We start from the raw sequence: 18,446 nt of genomic DNA on the forward strand, positions 1-18,446 counted from the left end.
GCTGGCTGCTGCCGCGGCCGAGCTGGGTTGGGTCAAGGCAGGAGCAGGGCGAACGGCCCTTGGCGGGTCCAGGTAGCGGCCTCCTCCTGCAACAGGAACAGCGTGCGCGGGTGCGTCTCGGCCCAGTCGGGTGTGAACCCCAGCGCGGCGTTGTCGCCGCGCATCGACAACTGCAGCGCGGCCGGGTTCACTGGCCCGCGCGCGTGGCACTTGATCACGGCCAACCGCAGGCACATCACCTGCCAGGCGAACAGCGGCTGCGCCAGTTGCAGCTCCAGCTTGCGCAGGCCACCACGCTGGCCCAGTACCAGATCGCCCAGCCGGCGTTGCTGGCTTTGCGAAAAGCCGGCCGCATCGGCGTAGCTCAGCAGGTAGGCGCTGTGGCGATGGTGGTCGTGGTGCGACACCATCTGACCCATCTCGTGCAAAGCGCAGGCCCAGGCCAGCTCTCGCCGGCTGTCGTCGTCGGCGCGCTCCCCCAGGGACTCGCGCACGCCGTCGAACAGCGCCAGCGCCACCGAGCCGACGCGCTCGGCCTGGCCGGTGTCGACGCCGTAGCGCTGCTGCAGCACGGCCACGGTCTCGTCGCGCATGTCGCCCGGGCGGCGGCGCAGCAGTGCCTGGCGCCGCTCGTGCAGGTCGACGATCACGCCCTGGCGGAGCGCGCCCTTCGCCGCCATGAGCGTGCTGATGTCGAAATGCGTGGCCAGTGTGTAGAGGATGGCCAGCCCGCCCGGAAGCACGGCACGGCGCTCGGGCTTCAGACCCGGCAGCGCGATGCGGTCGATGTGGCCGGCCTCCAGGCAGCGCTCGATGCACCATCGCAGGCCGGCCGGCGTGATGCGACCGTCGGTCACGCCGTTGGCGGCCAGGAGCTGCGACACCGCACCGGCCGTGCCCGACGAACCCAGAGCCTCGGACCAGTGCTCGCGTGCGAACGGAGCCAACGCCTCCTCAAGCTCCGCGCCGGCGGCCACCTGGGCGCTGCGGAAGCCCTCGCGCGGGATGCGGCCCTCCGGGAAGAAGCGCATCGACAGGCTGACGCAGCCGACTGCGAAGCTCTCGGCCACGCGCGGCGTGCGGCCCTGGCCGAGGATCAGCTCGGTCGAGCGGCCGCCGATGTCGATGACGAGCCGACCAGCTGCGGCGTCCGCGGGCGGCTGGAGGTGGTGCACGCCGGCATAAATGAGGCGCGCCTCTTCGCGGCCGCTGATGACCTCGATCGGGAAGCCCAGGGCGTCTTGTGCGCGCACCAGGAAGGCATTGCGGTTGCGGGCCTCGCGCAAAGTCTGTGTGGCCACCGCGCGCACCTGACCCGGCTCGAAGCCCGCGAGCCGCTGCGAGAAACGCCGCAGGCAAGCCAGACCGCGTTGCGCCGCGTCTTCAGTCAGCTGACCGGCGCTGTCTAGGCCCGCGCCCAGGCGCACGGTCTCCTTCAAATAGTCGACTCGGCGGTAGCGGTCGTGAGGCAGCGCGCCGATCTCGAGCCGGAAGCTGTTCGAGCCCATGTCGATGGCCGCCAGCAGGGCTTGGTGCGGCGTCGTCGGCGCCTCTTTTTTCTCCATGCGCCGATCGTACCTGTGGAGCTGTGCAGGTCTTCCTAGAATGCGGCAGCCTTGTCGACACCCACCCACATCGCGCGGAGACCCACGATGCTCAAGGAAGACTTCGATGCGCTGGTGCCGGCCACCGGCCTGCTCGAAGGGGCCGACACGCGCCGAGCCTTCATGCGCCGGGCTGTCGGCACTGGCTTTGCCGCAGCGGCGCTGCCGGTGACGGCGCAGACGGTGGTCAAGACCGACAGCATCGGCCTGGTGGCCGGAGAAGTGATGATCCCCGTTGGTGACTTCCGCATGCCGGCCTACCGCGCCGCGCCACTGGGCAGGGCCGGCGCGCCGGTGGTGCTGGTGGTGTCCGAGATCTTCGGCGTGCACGAGTACATCGCCGACGTCGCGCGGCGCTTCGCCAAGGCTGGCTACTTCGCGATCGCGCCCGAGCTGTTCGTGCGCCAGGGCGACCCCGCCGAGTACGGCGAGCTGGCCAGGCTGATCGCCGAAGTCGTCAGCAAGGTCCCCGACGCGCAGGTCATGGGCGACCTCGACGCCACGCTGGCCTGGGCGCGCGGCCAGGGTGCCGACACGGCCAAGGCCGGGGTGACGGGCTTTTGCTGGGGCGGCCGCATCACCTGGCTCTACAGCGCGCACAACCCGGGCATCAAGGCCGGTGTCGCCTGGTATGGGCGACTGGTGGGCGAGTCCCGTCCGTTGCAGCCGCAGCACCCGGTGGACGTGGCCGGCCGCCTGCACGGCCCCGTGCTGGGCCTGTACGGCGAGAAGGACACCGGCATCCCACTGGACACCGTCGGCCGCATGAAGCTCGCACTGGCCGCCGGCAGCGCGGCGGCGAACAAGAGCGAGTTCGTGATCTACCCCGACGCGCCGCACGCCTTCCATGCCGACTACCGGCCGAGTTACCGCAAGGAGGCGGCCGACGACGGCTGGAAGCGTTGTCTGGCGTGGTTCAAGGCGCACGGCGTGGCCTGACGGCCCCTTCCTGCGGCCCAGCAACTCGGCGCCCCTCGCCAAGCTCAGGTCTGCTTCGCCATCGAGGTCCGCGCAAGCGGATCTGGCGCTGCGGCTCAGCGCACGACCAGCACCGGCAGGGTGCTGTGCGTCAGCACCTTCTGCGTCTCGCTGCCCAGCAGCAGCGCGCTGACGCCGCGGCGGCCGTGAGAGGCCATGACGACGAGGTCGGCGGCCTGCGCCTTGCCGTGGTCGAGGATGGCCTCCCAGGGGTGGAGGGCTTCGACCGTGTAGCCCTGGCAGCGCACGCCGGCCGCGGCGGCGGCGTCGGCCACGGCCTGGATGCGGCCGTTGGCCACGCGCTGCTGCGCATCGAAGAACTCCTGCGGCGGCACCGGCTGCATCTCGGAGATGGCGCTGTACGGGAACGGCTCCATGACGGCCAGTGCGTGCAGCTCGGCGCCGCACAGCTTGGCCAACGACAGCGCTGTCCGCAGCGCCTTCATCGTGATGTCGGAACCGTCGGTGGGGAAGAGGATGCGCTGGTACATGGTGGAGGTCTCCGGTGTCGTGTCGCCGCGGTCGGGCGCCGATGCTGCCATGTTCGACCCTCGGCGGGTGTTGGGGCTTGACCGCGGTCAAGCGCCGCGGGCCACCGGGCGCGCGGGGTCGCTGCACCACTCGCTCCACGAGCCGGGATACAGCGCCCCGGCGTCCAGGCCAGCGGCCGCCATCGCCAGCAGGTTGTGGCAGGCCGTCACGCCCGAGCCGCACTGGTGCACGGCCTCGCGGCCGCCGAGCAGGGCCTCGAACTCGGCGCGCAAGGTGGCTGGCGGCTTGAAGCGCCCGTCCTCGCACAGGTTGAGCTTGAAGAAGCGGTTCAGCGCGCCCGGGATGTGCCCAGCCACCGGGTCGAACGGTTCGACATCGCCGCGGAAGCGCTCGGGCGCGCGCGCGTCCAGCAGGGCCACGCCGGCCAGCCCATGCAGCAGCGTGGGCGTGTCAACGGCGGGCATCGCGGGCCGGGACGGCAACGGGTAGGGCGGGACGGCGGCCCGGCGCGGCGAGTCGCCCTGCACCAGTGCACCTCCGACGGCCTGCCAGGCGGCGCGGCCGCCGTCCAGCACCGCCACCTTGGCGTGCCCGGCCCAGCGCAGCATCCACCAGGCCCGCGACGCATAGACGCCGCCGTGGTCGTCGTAGGCGACCACGGCCACCCCCGGCGCAACACCCCAGCGGCCGAGCGTTGAGGCGAAGGCCTCGCGCGTGGGGAGCGGGTGACGGCCGTTGCTGCCGGTCCTGGCGCCTGCAAGATCGCGGTCGAGGTGGGCGTAGGCTGCACCCGGCAGGTGCCCGTCGGCAAAGGCCCGCTCGCCGGCGGCCGGGTCGGTCAGGTCGAAGCCGCAGTCCAGCAGCACCAGCGGTGCCGTTCCGGCCAGGTGGGCGTGCAGCGTCGCGGCATCGATCAGCGGGGTCGGGATCATCGGGGTCTCCTGCAGGAAGTTCATGCGTCGCCGGGCGCCGGGGTGGCGGCCCTGGGCCGGCCGCGCAAGCCGGTGGCGGCCACGCCGGCCACGATGATGAGGCCCATGCCCAGCACGGCCGCGGTCGACAGCCCCTCGCGGAACAGCAGCAGCCCGAGCAGCGCCGAGAAGACGATGCCCAGGTACTGCAACGCGGCGATGCCCAGCGTGGCGCCGCGGGCGAAGGCCTGCGTCAGCATCCACTGCGCCGCGGTGGCCAGTGCGCCGATGGTGGCCAGCAACAGCACGCCGCGCGGCGTGTGCGGGCTGAAGCCACCATCGAAAACGGCATAGGCGGCGCCAAACAGCACGCCGGTCGCCGAGAAGTAGAACACCACGCGCTCGCCAGGTTCGCCTGCGCGGCCCAGGGCCGACACCTGCAGGTAGGCCACTGCGGCCAGCACACCCGACGCGAGGCCGACCAGGCCATGCAGCCACTGGTCCTGCGCGACGGTGGGCTGCAGCACCAACACCACGCCAGCGAAGCCGGCGAGCACCGCCGCCACCCGGCGGGTGTCGACGCCCCCATGGTCGGTGGCGGCCGTGCCCTGGCGCCGGTGCAGCCACAGGGCGCCGACCACGAACACGGCCACCCAGACCGAACTCATGGTGTTGAGCGTCATTGCGGTGGCCAGTGGCAGGGCGCCGATGGCGGTGAACCACAGGCACAGCGCCACCACGCCGGTGACGCTGCGCGCGATGTGCAGCCGTGGCACCGGGCTGGCGAAGGCGATGCCGCGCCACTGCATGAGCAGTGCCATCGCCAGCACACCGATGGCCGAGCGCGCGAGCACGATCTCTCCCGGTGTGTACAACTCCGACGCAGCCTTCACGGCGGCCCCCATCAGCGAGAAGAGCGCCGTGGCGCCGACCATCAGGGCCGGCGCTGCCAGCGGCGCGGCCTTCAGCGCCAGGGCCCGCTCGCAGGCAAGCCCATCTCGCGTCGGTACCACTCGTGGAAGTGCTGCATGCCGTCTTCCATCGGGCTTTGGTACGGGCCGGCGTCGTCTTCGCCACGTTCCAGCAGCGCGCAGCGGCCGGCGTCCATGCGCAGCGCGATCTCGTCGTCCTCGGCGCAGGTCTCCATGTAGGCGGCCTGCTGGGCCTCGATGAAATCGGGCTCGAAGGCGAGGATCTCCTCCGGGTAGTAGAACTCGACCAGGTTGAGGGTCTTCTGCGGCCCCTGCGGGAACAGCGTGCTCACCACCAGCACATCGGGGTACCACTCCACCATCACCGTGGGGTAGTAGGTGAGCCAGATTGCTCCCTGGGCCGGCTGGCGGCCCTCGCGCACCTTCAGCACCTGGTCGTGCCAGCGCTGGTAAACCGGTGACCCCGGGCGCGCCAGATCGGCGTTGACGCCCACCTTCTGCACCGAGTGGTGACGGCCGAATTCCCAGGCCAGGTCGCCGCAGGTCACGAACTGGCCCAGGCCGGGGTGGAACGGGCCGACGTGGTAGTCCTCCAGGTAGACCTCGATGAAGGTCTTCCAGTTGTAGTCGCACTCGTGCAGCTTCGACAGGCCGAACTGGTAGCCCGAGAAGTCCAGCTGGACCGCCACACCCAGGCCCTGCAGGTCGGTGGTGACATCGCGGCCCTGGCGCTCGAACACAAGGCCGTTCCAGCGCTGGACCGGGTGATTGCGCAGGTTTAGGCAGGGGTCGCGCTCGAAGTGCGGTGCGCCGACGAGGCGGCCGTGCAGATCGTAGGTCCAGCGGTGCAGGGGGCAGACCACGTGGCCGCCGGTGGTCTGGCCGCGGCCCTTGAGCATGATGGCCTGGCGGTGGCGGCAGACGTTGCCGATGAGCTCCACGCCGCCCGGTGTGCGCACCAGCGCCCGGCCTTCGCCTTCCTGGGCAAGGGCGAGGTGGTCGCCGACCTCGGGCACGGCGAGTTCGTGCCCCAGGTAGCGCGGGGCAGACTGAAAGATCAGCTCCTGCTCGCGCCGGTACAGCGCCTCGTCGAAATAACTGCTCACCGGCAACTGCGTGCGGGCGCGCTCCAGGGACTCGACGGCAATGCTCAGGTCCGACATGATCCGACCGGATCCTCCTTGCAGGGAAAAGGACTGCGACCAAACCGGGCCGAAGGCGCCATGCACCCGAAGGCTACATGGCAGAATCCCCGGCGAAAACGCCTCTCTGAACCCTGGGGGGTTCCAGGCGGGGGCGAATTCTAGCCGGGGGCGTCCCTGAGGCCGGGGGAGCTCTCCGGTGTGTTGCGCGACGATCGCCGGGGCAGTCGCAAGCCACGCGGCCGGGCAGGGAGGCTTGTCTAGAATCGGCGCCACATTTCACAGCCCGGAATCGACGCCACCGCCCATGGCACGAAGCGCCAGCAAACCCAGCCCCCCCGAGCCCGCCAGCTACGAGCAGGCCCTGGCCGAGCTCGACCGCCTGGTGGCGCAGATGGAGGAGGGGCAGCTGCCTCTGGACCAGTTGCTCGACGCCTACTGCCGGGCTTCGGAGTTGCTGCAGTTTTGCCGCGGCCGACTCCAGCTTGTCGAAGACCAGGTGAAGGTCCTCGACGAGGGCGTGCTCAAGCCCTGGGCGGCGCCGGCATGACGGGCGCGGACATCGCGGGCTTCGAAGACTGGGCCCACGCCGAACTGGCGGCGGTGGAGTCCGCGTTGCGGGCGTGGGTCCCGGCCGACGCCCCGGCCGGCCTCGGGCTGGCCATGCGATACGGCGTGCTCGACGGCGGCAAGCGGCTGCGCCCGCTTTTGGTGCTGGCCGCCTGTCGCGCCGTCGGCGGCCGCCGCGAGGCCGCGCTGCGCGCCGCCGTGGCGGTGGAGCTGATCCACGCCTACAGCCTGGTGCACGACGACATGCCCTGCATGGACAACGACGTGCTGCGACGTGGCAAGCCCACGGTGCACGTGCAGTACGGGCAGGCCCAGGCCATGCTGGCCGGCGATGCCATGCAGGCGCTGGCCTTCGAGGTCCTGACGCCCGGCGACGGCAGCGTCGAGCCTGTCTTGCAGGCTCGGCTGGTGGCGCTGCTGGCGAGAGCCGCGGGGCACTCGGGCATGGCCGGCGGCCAGGCCATCGATCTGGCCAGCATCGGCAGCACCCTCGGCGAGGACGCGCTGCGCGACATGCACCGCCGCAAGACGGGCGCTTTGCTGCAGGCCAGCGTCATGATGGGCGCCGCTTGCGGCCGCAGCACGACGACCACCGAAGCCGCCCTTTCCGATTTCGGCTGGGCACTGGGCCTGGCGTTCCAGGTGGTGGACGACATCCTCGACGTCACGCAGTCGGCCGCCACGCTGGGCAAGACTGCGGGCAAGGACCAGAACGACAACAAACCCACCTACGTATCGGTTCTTGGGCTGGAGGCGGCGCGCCGCCATGCGCAGGCGCTGCGCTCGCAGGCGCATGAGGCGCTCGTTGTCAGCGGCCTGGGCCGGTCGGCATCCTGGCTGGCGGTGCTGGCCGACAAGGTGGTTGAGCGGGAGAATTGAGCATGAACGGATTGCTGCACAAGATCGAAGGTCCAGCCGACCTGCGCCGCCTGTCGCGCGAGCAGTTGCCGGCGCTGGCCAAGGAACTGCGCGAGTTCGTGCTGCAGACCGTCAGCCAGACCGGCGGCCATCTCGGCAGCAACCTCGGCACGGTGGAGCTCACCATCGCGCTGCACTATGTCTTCGACACGCCGCACGACCGCCTGGTCTGGGACGTCGGCCATCAGACCTATCCGCACAAGGTGCTCACCGGCCGCCGAGACCGCATGCACACGCTGCGGCAGCTCGGTGGCATCGGCGGCTTTCCCAAGCGTGACGAGAGCGAGTACGACACCTTCGGCACTGCGCACAGCTCCACCAGCATCAGCGCTGCCCTGGGCATGGCGATGGCGGCCCAGCTCAAGGGCGAAGCCCGCAAGGCCGTGGCCGTGATCGGCGACGGCGCCATGAGCGCGGGCATGGCCTTCGAGGCGCTCAACAACGCCGGCGTACCCCACGAGGGCTCAGTGCCCGATCTTCTGGTGGTTCTCAACGACAACGACATGTCCATCAGCCCGCCGGTGGGCGCGCTGAACAAGTACCTGGCGCGCCTGATGAGCGGCAACTTCTACGCTGCCGCGCGCGAGGGCGCCAAGGCGGTCCTGAAGAATGCGCCGCCGCTGTTCGAGCTGGCGCGGCGTTTCGAGGAGCACGCCAAGGGCATGGTCGTGCCCGGCACCATCTTCGAGGAGTTCGGCTTCAACTACGTGGGTCCCATCGATGGCCACGACCTCGACGCGCTGATCCCCACCCTCGAGAACCTGCGCGGCAAGAAGGGCGCGCAATTCCTGCACGTCGTCACCAAGAAGGGTTACGGCTACAAGTTGGCCGAGGCCGACCCGGTGAAATACCACGCCGCTTCTGCCAAGTTCAATCCGGTGGAGGGCTTTCCGCCGAGCAAGCCCGGCAAGCCCACCTTCACCCAGGTGTTCGGTCAGTGGCTGTGCGACATGGCCGCGGCTGACGACAAGCTCGTGGCCATCACACCGGCCATGCGCGAGGGCTCGGGCATGGTGGAGTTCCACAAGCGCTTTCCCAGGCGCTACCACGACGTCGGCATCGCCGAGCAGCACGCCGTCACCTTTGCCGCAGGCCTGGCCTGCGAGGGGCTCAAGCCCGTGGTGGCCATCTACAGCACCTTCCTGCAGCGCGGCTACGACCAGCTCATCCACGATGTGGCGTTGCAGAAGCTGCCGGTGGTGTTTGCACTCGACCGCGGTGGCTTGGTCGGCGCCGACGGCCCGACGCACGCAGGCGCCTATGACATCGCCTACGTGCGGTGCATCCCCAACTGCTCGATGCTCACGCCGTCCGATGAAAACGAGTGCCGCATGGCGCTGACGACGGCCTTCCGGGCCGACCATGCCGTGGCCGTGCGCTACCCGCGCGGTGCCGGCGTGGGTGCGGCCATTGGGGCCGAGTTGAAGAGCTGGCCATGGGGCAGGGGCGTGCTTCGGCGCCAGGGTGGCCGCATCGCCGTGCTGGCCTTCGGCACGCTGCTGCACCCGGCGCTGGCTGCGGCCGAGAAGCTCGGCGCCACCGTGGCCGACATGCGCTTCGTCAAGCCGCTCGATGAAGAACTCGTGCTGCAACTGGCGCGCAGCCATGAGGCCATCGTCACGGTGGAAGAGGGCTGTGTCATGGGGGGGGCCGGCAGTGCCGTGCTCGAGTGCCTGGCCGAACACAGCCTGACGGTGCCAGTGCTCACGCTGGGCTTGCCCGACCGCTTCATCGAGCACGGCGACCCGGCCAGGCTGCTGTCGCTGTGCGGCCTTGACGCTGCGGGCATCGAGGCCAGCATCGTGCAGCGCTTCGGTGCGCGGCCGTCGCTGGCGGCCGTCAACGCCTGATGGGCTGTGCCGGCGCTGGCCGGCGAACGCGTCGTCAAGCGACTTCAACGCTGGAGTTCACCCCCGTGACATCCCGGCCTCGCCGGTGATGGCATGCTCGCGGCCTGCCGCTGACCGCCCTTGCATGAACAAGCCTACCGACGTCCTGCACATCCCCGACACACAAAACGCGCCGGATGCCCGCCATCTGGCGATCCAGCGCGTGGGCGTGAAGGATGTGCGCTATCCGCTGGCGCTTCGAATGGCCGGCGCGGTGCAGACCACTGCCGCGCTGTGGACGCTGGACGTGGCGCTGCCGGCCGAGAAGAAGGGCACGCACATGTCTCGCTTCGTGGCCTGGCTGGACGAACTCGCCACCTCGGGCTTGGCCCTGGACGCCGCCGAGCTGCGCGCGCGCCACGCCGAGATGTTGCAGCGCCTGGGGGCGAGCGAGGGCCGCATCGAGGCGGCTTTCAGCTTCTTCGTGCGCAAGCGCGCGCCGGTGTCCGGCCTGCAGAGCCTGCTCGACTACCAGGGCCGCTGGATCAGCGAGACGCGCGCCGGCACCACCCGCGTGTGGGCCGAGGTGGCGGTGCCGGTGAAGAGCCTCTGTCCGTGCAGCAAGGAGATCAGCGACTACGGCGCGCACAACCAGCGCTCGCTGGTGACGATACGCGTCGAGCTGCGCGAAGGTGTGGAGGACGGCCTGCCCTGGGAGCAGCTGGTGCGCTTCGCCGAGGACGCTGCGCCCAGCGAGATCTGGCCCATGCTCAAGCGCCCCGACGAGAAGTGGGTCACCGAACGTGCCTACGAGAACCCGAAGTTCGTCGAAGATCTGGTGCGCGACGTCGCGCTGGCGCTGAACGCCGATGTGCGCATCGGCGCCTATGCGGTGGACGTCGAGAACTTCGAGTCCATACACAACCACAGCGCTTACGCGCGCATCGAGCGCGCGTGAGCCTTCGCAGCGCCAGCGCGCCGATCATTCAGCCGAAGGCGGCCTTGCGGTAGTCGCTCGGCGCCACGCCGCCGTGGGCGCGGAACACGCGACTGAAGTGAGCCATGTTCTGGAAGCCCAGGCCGAGCGCGATGTCGGTCAGGCTGCGGTGTGCGTGCGCTCGGTCAGCCAGCAGACGTCGGCAGGCGGCCAGGCGCTGCGCCAGGATGTACCCGGCCACGCCGTCGGGCTCTTCGGCAAAGGCGTTGTACAGCTGCCGCCGGCTGCAGTTGAGTGCGCGCGCGATGCCATCGACGCTGAGGCCGGGGTCGGCCAGGTGCTGCCCCACGTGCTGCTTGATGCGTTCGCGCAGCGCCTCGCGCTGCGTCTGCGCCGTGGCCTGGCCGGCCAGGTCGAGCAGGCTCAGTTGCACGAGATGTGCGATGGCATCGCCCACGCCGCGCGCCGCAGCCTCGGGCATGCTGGGCAGCTCGGCGAAGGCGTTGCGCATGGTCTGCAGTGCCAGCGTGGAGATGCCACCGCTGCCGCCCAGGCGCCGCGCCATCAGGGCGTCGAGCTGCGCCGGCGCCAAGCCACGCTCCGCGAGCGGCGTCTTGGGCAGCATCACGATCAGGTGCTCCACGCGCTCGGGGTTGGCCACGGCATAACTGTCGGTGGTGTCGTAGATGCTCCACTGGCCCGGCGTCACCCAGGTCTCGCGGCCCTTTTGCTCGACACCGGCGCAGCCGCTCCACGGCGCCACGATCTTGAGGTAGGGCACCTCCGTGGCTCGTCCCGCCGCCGGGCTGCGCGTGACGCGGTGACGCGTGGCCTCCAGCCGCGTGAGAACGACGTCGCCGGCGCGCAGCGTCCGCGCTCGGCCGTCGAAGTCGGTGTCGCCGTATTGATCCGATTTCAGGCCCTGGAACAGCCGGCCCAGCCAGTCGGTCCAAAGCCCCACGCGTTCCTGCGCGGGCACAGCACTCGTGTCCATCAGTTCGGGCTGGGTTGCCATGGGCCTTGTCTCCGGGAAGCCTCGTCGAACGCGGCCGCGAGCGTAGCGCCGGCAGCCTGTCTGACCACGGCCTGGGGGCATCGCCCCGGGAAAGTCCGTAGCGCCCGTGCACGCGCCGGCAAGCGCCGTGCACGCGCGGGCAAGACGGCCTCGGGGGTGCCGCCAAGAATTGCGACGACACAAATCCAACCCCGGAGACAAGTCATGACGCTGAACCGCCGTACCGTCGTCCAGGCGCTGGGCGCCACCGCCGCCGCCACCTCGTTCCCGGCCCTCGCACAGGGAAGCGGGCCTGTCCGCATCGGCTACGCGATGGCCCGCACCGGCCCGTGGAGTGTGGGCGCGCAGACCAGCCAGGAGCCCAACTACCTGCTGTGGGCCGAGCAGGTGAACGCCACCGGCGGGCTCGATGTGAAGGGCTCCAAGCGCCCGATCGAGCTGATCAGCTCTGACGACCAGAGCAACATCGAGACCTGCGTGCGCACCTACGAGAAGCTCATGGGCAGCGACAAGGTCGACCTCGTGCTGCCGCCCTGGGGCAGCAACGCCAACTTTGCCGTGGCGCCGCTGGCCAATCGCTTCCAGTACCCCTTTCTCGCGCCCACGGCGCTGAGCCGCCGGCTGGTGGAGATGAAGCTGCCGTACTTCTTCCTCCTGCTGCAACAGCCCAAGCCCATGATGGACGCGCTGGTGGACATGCTCAAGGCCAACGGCGCCAAGTCTGTGGCCGTGATCTACGTGGACGACCTCTTCGGCCTGGAGAACTACGCGGCGCTGAAGGTGGCACTCGCGGGCAGCGGCATCAACATCGTCGAGGACAAAAGCTACCCGCTCGGCGTGAAGGACCTGAGCCCGGTGCTGCGCGGCATGAAGGACAAGAACCCCGACGCCTTCATCGGCCTGACCTACCCGCCTGACACCATCCTGGCCAGCCGCCAGAGCAAAGAGATTGGCTTCAACCCGAAGTTCTTCTACGCCAGCGTGGGCACGGCCTTCCAGCTGTACCGGAACGTGATGCAGGCGGGTGCGGAAGGCGTGCTGGGCATGGGGAGCTGGAACGGCAAGACGAGCCCGGCGGCCAAGGCCTACTTCGATGCGCACGTCAAGAAGTTCGGCGCCGCCAAGGAGCCCGACCGCTGGGCCAGCGGCGCCACCTGGGCGGGGCTGGAAATCCTCACGGCCGCAGTGGCCAAGGTGGGCCTGGATCGCAAGGCCATACGTGACTTCGTGGCCGGCGGCACGCACAAGACGATCCTCGGCGACATCCGCTTCAACGGCAGCGAAAACGTCGGCGTGCCCGGCACCGTGAGCCAGTGGCAGAAGGGCGAGTTCGAGGTCGTGTGGCCGCGCAACCGCGCCACGGCGCCGCTGAATCCGGCCAAGCCGGCGTGGGTATGAGCTGATGAGCCCGAGCCCCTGCACCGTTCGCGCTGAGCTTGTCGAAGCGCGTGGGATGGGCGCCACTCCCGTTCGCGCTGAGCGTGTCGGAGCGCTGGTGGCGCGCCTGGGGCTTCGACAGGCTCAGCCCGGCCCTTCGACAAGCTCAGGGCGAACGGGTGGGGTCCGGCGGTGTCCGCCCCAATCCAGTGGTCCAACCCCCGTTCGCGCTGAGCTTGTCGAAGCGCTCGTGGTGCACACTGGGCTTCGACAGGCGCAGCCCGACAGGTCGGGCCCATGAGCCTCGGCGCCTGGTTCGAGTTGATCGCCTCCGGCCTGATCACCGGCGCGGTGTACGCGCTGGTGGGCCTCGGCTTGAACCTTCAGTACGGGCTCATGCGCATCCTGAACATCGCGCACGGCGAGTTCCTGATGGTGGGCGCCTTCCTCACGTGGATGGCGCACAGCGCGCTGGGCCTGAGCCCGCTGCTGATGGTGCCTGTCTGCTTTGCGCTGCTGATGGTGGTGGGCGTGGTGGTGCACCGGCTCACCTTCCGGCGGCTGGCGCGCACCAGCCCCAACGTCGACATCTTCGAGGCACGTGGCCTCATGGTGGCCTTCGGCTTGATGTTCCTGGTGCAGAACTTCGCCCAGAGCGTATGGGGCGCGGACCTTCGCGGCTACGACTACCTGACCGACCCCGTGCGCTACGGCGGCGAAGGCGGCGCGCAGTTCGCCGGCAACAAGCTGCTGCTGCTGGGCCTGAGCCTGCTGTTCAGCGTGGGCCTGATCGTGCTGCTGAAGCAGACGCTCCTCGGCAAGGGCGTGCGCGCGCTGATGCAGAGCCCCACCGGCGCGCAGCTCGTGGGCATCGACACGCAGCGCCTGCACCCGCTGATGTTCGGCGTGGGCCTGGGCTTGAGTGGCGTGGCCGGCTGCCTGCTGAGCATGGCCTACACCATCACGCCGGCCATGGGCGAGCCCTACACGGTGACGGCGCTGATCGTCATCACCCTCGGCGGTTTCGGCAGCATGGGCGGCGCGCTGGCCGGCGGCCTGGCCCTGGGCGTGATCGAGGCCGTAGGCATGCACTTCACCAACCCCTCGCTGAAGAGCCTGCTGAGCTACGCCGTGTTCATCGGTGTCCTCTTGTGGAAGCCCAACGGCCTGTTCAACAAGAGAACATGAGCACCCTCGACAAGACCTGGAACGAGCGCCTCACAGGCTGGCTGCTCGACAAGAAGCTGCTGGGCCGCGACGTGCTGGTGCTGTTCGCACTCACTGGCTGGGCGCTGGCCGTGCCGCACTGGGGCAGCGAATTTGCGGTGTCGATGGCGCTGACCTGCCTGATGTACGTGGCCCTGGCCACCAGCTGGACGCTGTTCTGCGGCACCACCCGCTACCTGTCGCTCGCCACGGCGGCCTTCTTCGGCATCGGTGCCTACTTCAGCGCCATCTACGTTGAACAGCTGGGCTGGGCCATGGTTATCTTGGCTGGCGCCGGCGTGGCGGCGCTGGTGGCCCTGGTGATGGGCGCGGCGGTGCTGCACCTGCGCGGCACCTACTTCGCGGTGCTCACTTTCGGCATGACGGAGCTCATCCGCCACGCCATCACCTACTGGGAAAAGCAGGTCACCGGCACGGTGGGCCGCGTGCTGGTGGTGGCGCCCGAACGCGACACCATCTACCTCACGGTGCTGCTGCTGGCCGTGCTGGCCGTGGCCACGAGCATCGTGGTTCGTCGCACGCGCTTCGGCCTGGCGCTGGCCGGCATTGGGGCCGACGAGCAGCGCGCGCAGACGCTCGGCGTGAACACGCGGCTCGTCAAGATCGGCGGCTTCATGCTCACCGCGGCCTTCGCGGGGGCGGTGGGCGCGGCCATGAGCGTGCGCTGGACCTACATCGACCCGAGTACGGTCTTCAACCCCTTCATCGGCTTCCAAACGGTGCTCATCGCCCTGATCGGCGGTGTGGCCACCCTGTGGGGACCGCTGATCGCTGCCATCGTCTTCAGTCTGCTGGCCGAGACGCTGCGCCTGCAGGCGCCGCAGCTCTACCTGATGACGCTGGGCCTCCTGCTCATCCTGAGCGTGCTGTACCTGCCCGGCGGCCTGGCCTCGCTGCGCTGGGAGACCTTCCGACAGTGGCGGGACGACACGCGCAGCTGGTGGAAGCAGCTGCGCCGCAGCCGAGCCGAGCGCGACAAGGAGGCCTTGTCATGAACGGCCACCCCCTGCTGGAGGCCCGCAGCGTGACGGTGCGCTTCGGCGGCCTGGTGGCCGTCGACAGCGTGAGCGCGGCCTTCGCCACGGGCGAGATGGTGGGCATCATCGGCCCCAACGGCGCCGGCAAGACCACCTTCTTCAACGCCCTCTCGGGCGTGCAGTTGCCCACTGAGGGCGAGCTGTTCGCAGACGGCCAGCGACTCACGGGCGCCAAGCCGCACCGTTTTGCGGCGCGCGGCGTGGCACGCACCTTCCAGACACCGCGTGTGTTCGGTGGGCTCAGCGTCGCCGCCAACATCGACTTTGGCTTGCAGTTTGCAGGCCGACACCGCCAGTCCAGCTGGTTGTTGAAGGACGAGTCCAGCATCCTCAAGCTCATCGGCTTGGCGCCGCAGGCCGAGCTGCCCGCCGCGGCCATCACGCCCAGCCAGCAGCGGCTGCTCGAGATCGGCATGGCGCTGGCCACGCGCCCGCGCATCTTGCTCCTGGACGAGGTGGCTGCAGGCTTGACGGAGGCCGAGGTGGACTCGATGGGCCAGCTGATCCGACGCCTGCGCGACGAACTGGATCTCACCGTCATTTGGATCGAGCACGCCGTGACCACGCTGCTGCGCTACGTGGAGCGCGTGATCGTGCTGCACCAGGGCAAGAAGATTGCCGATGGAACGCCCGCCGAGGTGGTGCGAAACGCCGAGGTCATCGAGGCCTACCTGGGCGACGAATTGGCCGAGTCGCCACCACCTGCCGTTCGCCCTGAGCCTGTCGAAGGGCTGGTCCACGCATGAAAAACGACATCGAAACGGCGCTCGACCAGAAGCTCGCGCACCTCAAGCTCGAGAAGCTGTCGGCCGGTTACGGCCCCTTTCTCGTGCTGCGTGAACTCACGCTTGAGGTCCGCCCCGGCCTCACCGTGATCCTGGGCCCCAACGGCGCGGGCAAGACGACGCTGCTGAAGGCCGTCAACGGCCTCATCCCGCGGGGCGGGCGGCTGTTGCTCGACGGTGAGGCCATCCCGCGCGACGCCAAGACCAGCGAGCTCGTGCAGCGCGGCCTGGTGCTGGTGCCCGAGGGCCGGCAGCTGTTCCCGCAGATGACGGTGCGCGAGAACCTGGAGCTCGGTGGGTGGCTGGTGAACAAAGCCGAGCGCGAGCAGCGAATGGCGCTGGCCTTCAAGGACTTCCCCAAGCTCGCGCAGCGCGAGCAGCAGCTGGCCGGCACCATGAGCGGCGGCGAGCAGCAGATGGTGGCCGTGGCGCGCGCGATGATGAGCGCGCCGCGCCTCTTGATGCTCGACGAGCCTTCGCTGGGCCTGGCGCCCAGGATGGTGGACGAGTTGCTGGCCATGGTGCGCCGCATCGCCGACCAGGGCGTGACGGTGCTGATGGTGGAGCAGAACGTGAAGAAGGCGCTGGCCGTGGCCGACCGCGGCTACGTGCTGGAGCGAGGCCGCCTCGTGGCCCACGGCCCGGCCAGCCTTCTGGCGCGCAGCAGCGTGGTGCGCGAGGCTTATCTTGGCAAGAGCGTCGCCAAGGCCGCCGAGAAGACCACCGCCAGCGCATCCAAGGATCCCAAGGAGAAGACCGTGTCCGAACTCAGCATGCTCATCAACGGCCTGGCCGTCAGCGCCGAAAAGGGCGCCACCTTCGAGCGCCGCAATCCGCTGGACGGCAGCGTCGCCACACGCGCACCCGCGGCCAGCACGGGCGATGCCGTGGCTGCGGTGGACGCGGCGGCCGAGGCCTTCAAGACCTGGAAGCTCACCGGCCCCAGCGAGCGCCGCGCGCTGCTGCTGAAGGCCGCTGATGCGCTGGAGGTGCTGACGCCGAAGTTCGTCGAAGCCGTGCCCGCCGAGACCGGCGCCACCGGCCTATGGGCCGGTTTCAACGTGATGCTGGCCGCCGGCATGATCCGCGAGGCCGCGGCGCTCACCACCCAGATCGGCGGCGAGCTGATTCCCTCCGACGTGCCCGGCAGCCTGGCCATGGGCGTGCGCCAGCCGGCGGGCGTGGTGCTGGGCATCGCGCCGTGGAACGCGCCCATCATCCTGGGCGTGCGCGCCATCGCCACGCCGCTGGCCTGCGGCAACACCGTCATCCTGAAGGGCAGCGAGAACTGCCCGCGCACGCACCAGCTCATCGTGCAGGCCTTCCAGGACGCGGGCTTCCCGGCCGGCGTGGTGAACTACATCACCAACGCCCCGGCCGATGCCGGCGCGGTGGTGGAGGCGATGGTCGCGCACCCGGCGGTGCGACGCGTCAACTTCACCGGCAGCACGCGCGTGGGCAAGCTGCTGGCGCTGACGTGTGCCAAGTACCTGAAGCCCAGCGTGCTGGAGCTCGGCGGCAAGGCGCCGATGGTGGTGCTGGACGATGCCGACCTGGAGGCTGCCGTCAACGGCGCGGCCTTCGGCGCCTTTGCCAACAGCGGGCAGATCTGCATGAGCACCGAGCGCTTCATCGTCGACCGCAAGATCGCCGACGACTTTGTGGCCATGTTCGCCAAGAAGGCCAAGGGCCTGCCGCTGGGCGACCCGCGCAAGCCCGAGCCGGTGGTGCTGGGCAGCGTCATCGGCATGGGCACGGTGGAGCACTGCAACGCGCTGATCGACGACGCGCTGGCCAAGGGTGCCAAGCTGGTGTGCGGCGGCAAGGCCGATAGCACGCTGATGCCGGCCACGCTGCTGGACCACGTGACGCCGAAGATGCGCATCTACTCGGAAGAGACCTTTGGACCGGTGAAGTGCATCGTGCGCGTGGACGGCGTCGAGGCCGCCATCGACTGCGCCAACGACAACGAGTACGGCCTGTCGGCCAGCGTCTTCGGCCGCGACACGGCGCGCGCGCTCACGGTGGCGCAGCGCATCGAGAGCGGCATCTGCCACGTCAACGGGCCCACGGTGCACGACGAGGCGCAAATGCCGTTTGGGGGCGTGAAGGGCAGCGGCTGGGGCCGCTTCGGCGGCCGGGCCGGGATTGCCGAGTTCACCGAGCTGCGCTGGATCACCGTGCAGACCGGCGAGCGCCACTATCCGTTCTGATCAGCCCTTCTGAGCCTGCTGCGCGGCCCGCTGCCGCGCCAGCACGTAGGCCCCTTGCGGCACGTGCAGCAGATCGGCCACGCGCCACAGCACGTGGCGCTCGTCGTCGGCCAGGTGGCCGTCGGCGTAGGCGACGGCCCACATCAGTTCCACCATGCGCAGTTTCTGCGCGTCTGAGAAGCGCTCGTTCAGGCGCGTCGTGAAGCTGAACAGGTCGGTGGCTTCCTTGGCCGTGGAGGTGGCCAGCTCCACCAGGCGCTCGGCCTCGTCGGCGTCGAGTTCGAACTTCTCCACCAGGGCCTGCAGAATCGTGGCCTGCTCGGCCGCACCGAAGCGGCCGTCGGCCCGCATCACCTCCACCAGCAGCACGGCCGTGGCCAGACGCAGGCGGTGTTCATCGTCGGCAGCGACGACGGCGCCGGGTGGGGGCAGCAGGGTGTCGAAAAGCTCGCGCAGCGTCTTCAGCATGACGCCATCTT

The 18,446-nt window shown here is 69.7% G+C and carries 17 protein-coding genes; 10 read left to right on the plus strand and 7 right to left on the minus strand.

The window, feature by feature from the left end:
• Positions 1 to 32: 32 nt before the first annotated feature.
• The gene (gene ppx / locus KA711_16030) at positions 33 to 1,565 is read right to left on the minus strand and encodes an exopolyphosphatase (protein MCM0610478.1); all 1,533 of its coding nucleotides are present in this window, start codon (positions 1,563 to 1,565) and stop codon (positions 33 to 35) included.
• Positions 1,566 to 1,652: 87 nt separating this feature from the next.
• Between ppx and KA711_16035 the strand changes: the two genes are divergently transcribed.
• Complete coding sequence (locus KA711_16035; protein ID MCM0610479.1) at positions 1,653 to 2,543, plus strand: dienelactone hydrolase family protein; 891 nt, start codon at positions 1,653 to 1,655, stop codon at positions 2,541 to 2,543.
• 95 nt (positions 2,544 to 2,638) lie between these two features.
• On the opposite strand, the gene KA711_16040 is transcribed toward KA711_16035, so the two are convergent.
• The 4 genes from KA711_16040 to KA711_16055 all read right to left on the minus strand — a co-directional run bounded on the left by KA711_16040 (position 2,639) and on the right by KA711_16055 (position 6,080).
• On the minus strand, positions 2,639 to 3,073 hold the full coding sequence (locus KA711_16040; protein ID MCM0610480.1) for a universal stress protein: 435 nt from the start codon (positions 3,071 to 3,073) through the stop codon (positions 2,639 to 2,641).
• 87 nt (positions 3,074 to 3,160) lie between these two features.
• Positions 3,161 to 4,030 (minus strand): sulfurtransferase, encoded by an 870-nt coding sequence (locus KA711_16045; protein ID MCM0610481.1) that lies wholly within the window; start codon positions 4,028 to 4,030, stop codon positions 3,161 to 3,163.
• The gene (locus tag KA711_16050; protein MCM0610482.1) at positions 4,027 to 4,920 is read right to left on the minus strand and encodes a DMT family transporter; all 894 of its coding nucleotides are present in this window, start codon (positions 4,918 to 4,920) and stop codon (positions 4,027 to 4,029) included. Before KA711_16050 ends, KA711_16045 begins: the two co-directional genes overlap by 4 nt.
• A 29-nt stretch (positions 4,921 to 4,949) precedes the next feature.
• Entirely contained in the window at positions 4,950 to 6,080 is a 1,131-nt protein-coding gene (locus KA711_16055; protein ID MCM0610483.1) for an aromatic ring-hydroxylating dioxygenase subunit alpha, read from the minus strand.
• 286 nt (positions 6,081 to 6,366) lie between these two features.
• Between KA711_16055 and xseB the strand changes: the two genes are divergently transcribed.
• The 4 genes from xseB (at position 6,367) to KA711_16075 (ending at position 10,334) form a co-directional block, all read left to right on the plus strand.
• Complete coding sequence (xseB, locus tag KA711_16060) at positions 6,367 to 6,609, plus strand: exodeoxyribonuclease VII small subunit (protein ID MCM0610484.1); 243 nt, start codon at positions 6,367 to 6,369, stop codon at positions 6,607 to 6,609.
• The gene (locus tag KA711_16065) at positions 6,606 to 7,508 is read left to right on the plus strand and encodes a polyprenyl synthetase family protein (GenBank protein ID MCM0610485.1); all 903 of its coding nucleotides are present in this window, start codon (positions 6,606 to 6,608) and stop codon (positions 7,506 to 7,508) included. Before xseB ends, KA711_16065 begins: the two co-directional genes overlap by 4 nt.
• A 2-nt stretch (positions 7,509 to 7,510) precedes the next feature.
• A complete protein-coding gene (gene dxs, locus KA711_16070) occupies positions 7,511 to 9,397 on the plus strand; it encodes a 1-deoxy-D-xylulose-5-phosphate synthase (protein MCM0610486.1) in 1,887 nt (628 codons plus the stop codon).
• A gap of 124 nt (positions 9,398 to 9,521) precedes the next feature.
• Positions 9,522 to 10,334, plus strand: coding sequence for a GTP cyclohydrolase I FolE2 (locus KA711_16075; GenBank protein ID MCM0610487.1), 813 nt, complete (start codon positions 9,522 to 9,524; stop codon positions 10,332 to 10,334).
• 28 nt (positions 10,335 to 10,362) lie between these two features.
• Here the strand turns inward: KA711_16075 and KA711_16080 are convergent, their stop codons facing one another.
• Entirely contained in the window at positions 10,363 to 11,307 is a 945-nt protein-coding gene (locus tag KA711_16080) for a helix-turn-helix domain-containing protein (GenBank protein ID MCM0610488.1), read from the minus strand.
• A 225-nt stretch (positions 11,308 to 11,532) separates the two neighbouring features.
• On the opposite strand from KA711_16080, the gene KA711_16085 reads away from it, so the two are divergent.
• The 5 genes from KA711_16085 (at position 11,533) to KA711_16105 (ending at position 17,967) form a co-directional block, all read left to right on the plus strand.
• On the plus strand, positions 11,533 to 12,726 hold the full coding sequence (locus tag KA711_16085; GenBank protein ID MCM0610489.1) for an amino acid ABC transporter substrate-binding protein: 1,194 nt from the start codon (positions 11,533 to 11,535) through the stop codon (positions 12,724 to 12,726).
• Between the two features lie 276 nt (positions 12,727 to 13,002).
• The gene (locus tag KA711_16090) at positions 13,003 to 13,893 is read left to right on the plus strand and encodes a branched-chain amino acid ABC transporter permease (GenBank protein ID MCM0610490.1); all 891 of its coding nucleotides are present in this window, start codon (positions 13,003 to 13,005) and stop codon (positions 13,891 to 13,893) included.
• On the plus strand, positions 13,890 to 14,927 hold the full coding sequence (locus tag KA711_16095) for a branched-chain amino acid ABC transporter permease (GenBank protein ID MCM0610491.1): 1,038 nt from the start codon (positions 13,890 to 13,892) through the stop codon (positions 14,925 to 14,927). Before KA711_16090 ends, KA711_16095 begins: the two co-directional genes overlap by 4 nt.
• Positions 14,924 to 15,715, plus strand: a complete 792-nt coding sequence (locus KA711_16100) for an ABC transporter ATP-binding protein (GenBank protein MCM0610492.1) — start codon at positions 14,924 to 14,926, stop codon at positions 15,713 to 15,715. Before KA711_16095 ends, KA711_16100 begins: the two co-directional genes overlap by 4 nt.
• Positions 15,712 to 17,967 carry an aldehyde dehydrogenase family protein gene (locus KA711_16105; protein ID MCM0610493.1) on the plus strand — a complete coding sequence of 752 codons (2,256 nt, stop codon included), beginning with the start codon at positions 15,712 to 15,714 and terminating at the stop codon, positions 17,965 to 17,967. Before KA711_16100 ends, KA711_16105 begins: the two co-directional genes overlap by 4 nt.
• On the opposite strand, the gene KA711_16110 is transcribed toward KA711_16105, so the two are convergent.
• A complete protein-coding gene (locus KA711_16110) occupies positions 17,968 to 18,435 on the minus strand; it encodes a TerB family tellurite resistance protein (GenBank protein ID MCM0610494.1) in 468 nt (155 codons plus the stop codon). It lies immediately after the preceding gene.
• Between the last annotated feature and the right edge of the window lie 11 nt (positions 18,436 to 18,446).

Origin of the sequence: Ideonella sp. WA131b (genome assembly GCA_023657425.1) — a bacterium.
Lineage (GTDB): Bacteria > Pseudomonadota > Gammaproteobacteria > Burkholderiales > Burkholderiaceae_C > Rubrivivax.